The organism is Puniceibacterium antarcticum, from assembly GCF_002760615.1.
GTDB classification, from domain to species: domain Bacteria; phylum Pseudomonadota; class Alphaproteobacteria; order Rhodobacterales; family Rhodobacteraceae; genus Puniceibacterium; species Puniceibacterium antarcticum.
Genome location: NZ_AWWI01000065.1, coordinates 1 through 4206 on the forward strand (window position 1 = coordinate 1; position 4206 = coordinate 4206).

A 4206-nucleotide genomic window follows, 5' to 3' on the forward strand; every position below is an offset into this window, starting at 1 on the left:
TCACCGGCAGCAACACCGGGGATGCTCCGATGTTGTCTGATCTTCCCGACCAGATCCCGCGTGATCAACAGGTAGCGTGACTGTGGATGGCGCATTTGACACGCGATGCCATAATGCCATCGCGGACCGCGGTGCGTCCGCAGTCATTCCGCCACGCAGAAATGACAGGTCATGGAACCCGGGCACAGCTGGCGCAGTCGCCAGAAACGACGCGCGTCGCGCATCGAAGCATCTGGGCCGCGCACTCTGGCGGGACGGGAGCGGAGACCACCGACGGAGCCGGGTCGAGACAAGGATGCATTCCATGAAACTGCTGGGCCAGCGCCTCATGGCACTGGACTTCGAGCGACAGGTCGCGCAGGTTCAGGTGCGCAACGCGATCCTGAACGGCGACACCGCGCGTGGCATTGCTGTCACAAAAGCCGTGGTAGGAATCCCTCTGGCAAAAGGGTGGCCCAGTCCATCAGCTGATTTGTGCAACAGACTCGTCGGGAGGGATCGGCACAATCGCATGGTCGAGTTGCACCAGTTCACGCGACAAATAATAATCATTGCCAAAAGCCTTCATCGCAACCCCAGCATCTAGATGCTGGGACATAAATCTCTAGGATATACAAAGGGAAATCATGTCTTTCATCCGATTGACGTAATAAATCCTGACAGATTAATAGATTTTATTTAAAAGTGAGAGCGATTCTGATCAACAAGAAAGTGCTATCAAAATGTTTGATTTTAATACGATGGGTGCTGATGATTTCGACCTGATGAAGGGGGCACAATTTACGATCATTTCCTGTGAACCTACAGTTCGGTTAGAGTTGGTGGAGGTCAAGAAACTTGGCTTTGCAGAACGCACGGGAGGTGCATTTTCCGTGATTTGGCAAGGACCTCTGACTCCTGTTCTGCCACAGGCAACCTATCGACTTGCGCAGGAGCAGATCGGAAAACAAGATATTTTCTTGGTCCCCATTGCGAAGAAGGATGAAAGTATACAATACGAGGCGATTTTTACCTAGGTATTCAGTCAATGTATTTCGGGGTTCGAAACTGGTCCTGATTTGCAACGTGTGATCTCTTGGACAAGTCACTCTATATTTAGCGTTCTTACTGAGATCAGACTGAACAACCTGATCCGTCGACGAGATAGCAGTTTTCTGGAGTGATCCTGTCAGTAACGGCAACGCGGAATGCGGCCAGGACGAGGGTCAACAAAGCCCTAAGGTGGGCGAGGATCTTGCGGATGTTGTGGCCGCAGCCACAAAGCACGGCGAATATCGCGTCCACTGCCCGGCAGGGCATGTTTACATGCCCGAGAGGGGCCGAACATCCCTTTGAGCGGGCAGCGTGACAGGCGTTCATCGGTTTTCATGTGTCCGATCTCTGGTTCTATGGCGCTGCGCCGTCGTAGCAGCGTCCTCAGCTTCGGCGTCAGGCCGCGGCGCGTGCCGCTGATCAGGACTTTCGTGCCCGAGACTCCGAGGCCCCGATAACCGCGATCCACCACGGCCAGATCCGGGGTCTGACCCGTCAGGATCGTGACCTGCTCGAGGGCTTCGGCCAAGGTATGGCCATCGTAGGGATTGCCCGGCAGGGACCCCATGCCGACGACAAAGCCCGCGTCGATGGTGGTGGCCAGGCTGACCTTGGTGCCGAACTCATAGCGCTTGCGGGCCTTGCCTTTGGTCCCTCTCGGTGATGCAGAGCATCACCTGCCGGTCGCCGGATGCAGTCGACCTCAGGTTCCTGCAGGGCGTAAATCTTGCCACGGCTTCTGGGTCCTTGATGCAGCAGGCGACCGACGAGCACGAGGGTGTCCAGAACATGCTCGCGGAAGGGACTTTGGGGGATCGCATCCAATTGGCGACGTATATCTCGCAGGATGCGGCCGGTGTAGCCCTTCAGCATTTTCAGCGCTTTACGCATGCGCTTAAAGTGCCGGGCATGGGCATAGCGCCCGATCTGCATCGCCAAGTGCGGAGCCAGTCGATTGTCGTTCTGTCGCAGCGTGATCCCGCCTTCGCCAGCCAGGGTGACAAGCTGGCGGCTGGCCTTTTCATACAGGCGTGCATCCATTTCCCGGCAGGTGATTGCGAGCAATCACCGAGAGGCGGCGGATGGGCGATGTTCTTCTCCATAACCGTCGTGTCCACAGCAATGCGTGACAGGCTGCGGTCATACCTCGCGGAACTGTTTTGATCCGTTGACTCCTGAGATGGTAGGTTCCTTTGTTGTTCTCACCCAGCAAGGAGAGGAAGCGATGGAACTTCAGGCATTCTTGATCTTCGCGACGACACAGGCCGTCGTGATCGCGTCGCCCGGTACGTCTGCGCTCCTCGTAGCGTCGCAAGGCGCGACGAACGGATGGCGCAGGACGGTTTTCCAGATGTTCGGGATGATGGTAGCAACGGCTATCTACTTCGTTATGTCAGCGACTGGGCTGGCTGCTCTCATCCTCGCGTCCAAACTTATCTTCCAAATCATCAAATGGGTTGGTGTCGGCTACCTTGTCTATCTCGGCTTAACCGCCTTGCTCAGTCGGTCAGGTGGGCTCTCGGTCGCGCAGACGGGCAAGGTGAGGTCTCGGAAGGCACTCTTTTCGCAAGGCTTTGTCGTGGAGTTTGCCAATCCCAAGGTACTTCTCTTCTTCGCGGCCATCCTGCCGCAGTTTCTCGACACCGCCGCGCCGATTGCGCCGCAGATTATCGTGATGGGGCTGACGGGGGCTGCGATGCAGTTTGTGATCTACTCGGCCTATGCGAGGCTGGGGGACACGCTTGCCAACGGCGGCCTGCGCGCCTGGATCGTCGGTCTGATCAACAGAACGGCCGGGGCGGCCCTTATTTTCGCGGGCATCAAAATGGCGAGCGTCACCGCCGAACGATAGGGTGCGCCTATTCAGGAAGTCTGAATGAAACGGTTCGGCCGTTGCAGCAGCGTCCTTTCCTCCTTTAGGAACACCATGCTGCGACCGCAGCGCAATCCGCCAAAGCCGCCGTCCATGCTACCCGCAGCATCGGTCGAAATGGGCTCACTGCCGACCCTCGCTGCACTTGCAAACGAAATCAGCGTCAAACCGGAGGGCGAGCGGTAACAGTGCGGACAAAGCACCATTTCGCTGCGGTTTCGCGAATGTCGGCTTCCGGTCAGGTAATCTTACGTCACAAATGAGTTCATGTATTCACTTACATGGTCTCCAAACCTGCGCTGAAAGGCGCGGCGCATGCGTTGAAGGTCGCCAAAACCGCTGAGCTGTGCAACTTGCTTCAACGGTAGTTTGTCAGCCATCAGCCCCCTTGCATGATCAATACGTATTCGCTCCACGAACTGCGCAGGATTTTCTTGCAGATCGCGTTTGAAGTGACGTGACAGTGTCCGTGGGTTCATACCTGCGGCTTGAGCTAATGCATCCAGTGACCAGTCTAAATGTGGTTCGGCGACGACCTGTTCGATCAGTTGGGTTAGCGCATCGTCTTTGGTGAATTGCCCTGCCAAATGAATGGCGTATTGGCTTTGTCCGCCTGTGCGCCGCAACTGTATAACCAGCTCGCGTGCGACTGCCAACGCAACCGTCGCGCCGCAGTCTGCGCGAATGATGGAAAGGGCGAGGTCGATACCCGTCGTCACACCTGCTGACGTGAAAACGCGGTCCTGCGCGGTAGAAATCTGATCAAGGTCCCACAACACGCGGTCATATTTTTTGGTATCTGCCAAACGTGACCAATGTGTTGTTGCTGCCCGTCCATCCAACACGCCTGCCGCAGCAAGCAGTAATGCGCCAGAACAGATCGAGATGACACGCCCGTTGAGCTTGCGGTTGAGATGGTTAGCAACGACTTCGCAGACCATACTATTGGAGATCAGCGCATTTACACCTGCCCCACCCGGGATCAAAAGATCATCGCGCGTGGTTTCTGACGATAGCGCTGCATCAGGAATCATACGTAATCCGCAACCCGCCCTGACATGACCTCCATCAATGGAAACATACCGAACATCGTACCGCTTTTCACCATTCACCATGGCTGTATCGAAAGCCTGAACTGGACCAGAGACATCCAGTAGATTGACATCATCAAAGAGCAAGACGTCGATGGAGCGGGTTTTTTGTGTAGTGTCTATATTTGATGCCATACTGACATATTAGACAGTGACGTTGCCCCCAACTTTTATCCAGCGTGAGCGAGACTCCGGGTTTGAGTTTTGCCG

At 55.8% G+C, this 4206-nt stretch carries 3 protein-coding genes and 2 pseudogenes; 3 read left to right on the top strand and 2 right to left on the bottom strand.

Translation table 11 applies throughout. The features are described 5' to 3' along the window. Positions 1–427 (top strand): annotated as a pseudogene (locus P775_RS10055) (transposase); the annotation flags it as partial. A 295-nt stretch (positions 428–722) separates the two neighbouring features. Continuing rightward, complete coding sequence (locus tag P775_RS10060) at positions 723–1016, top strand: DUF6916 family protein (RefSeq protein WP_099910884.1); 294 nt, start codon at positions 723–725, stop codon at positions 1014–1016. A gap of 97 nt (positions 1017–1113) precedes the next feature. On the opposite strand, the pseudogene P775_RS10065 reads toward P775_RS10060, so the two are convergent. Next, a pseudogene (locus P775_RS10065) lies at positions 1114–2195 on the bottom strand (transposase family protein); the annotation flags it as partial. 62 nt (positions 2196–2257) lie between these two features. Between P775_RS10065 and P775_RS10070 the strand changes: the two are divergent. After that, positions 2258–2884, top strand: a complete 627-nt coding sequence (locus tag P775_RS10070) for a LysE family translocator (protein WP_099910885.1) — start codon at positions 2258–2260, stop codon at positions 2882–2884. Positions 2885–3153: 269 nt separating this feature from the next. Here P775_RS10070 and P775_RS10080 read toward each other — a convergent pair whose 3' ends face one another. Beyond that, the gene (locus P775_RS10080; protein WP_099910887.1) at positions 3154–4131 is read right to left on the bottom strand and encodes a GlxA family transcriptional regulator; all 978 of its coding nucleotides are present in this window, start codon (positions 4129–4131) and stop codon (positions 3154–3156) included. Between the last annotated feature and the right edge of the window lie 75 nt (positions 4132–4206).

Bases quoted from the DNA above. Each gene is read 5' to 3' on its own strand.
- P775_RS10060 (WP_099910884.1), top strand. From the start codon at position 723: ATGTTTGATTTTAATACGATGGGTGCTGATGATTTCGACCTGATGAAG.
- P775_RS10070 (WP_099910885.1), top strand. From the start codon at position 2,258: ATGGAACTTCAGGCATTCTTGATCTTCGCGACGACACAGGCCGTCGTG.
- P775_RS10080 (WP_099910887.1), bottom strand. From the start codon at position 4,131: ATGGCATCAAATATAGACACTACACAAAAAACCCGCTCCATCGACGTC.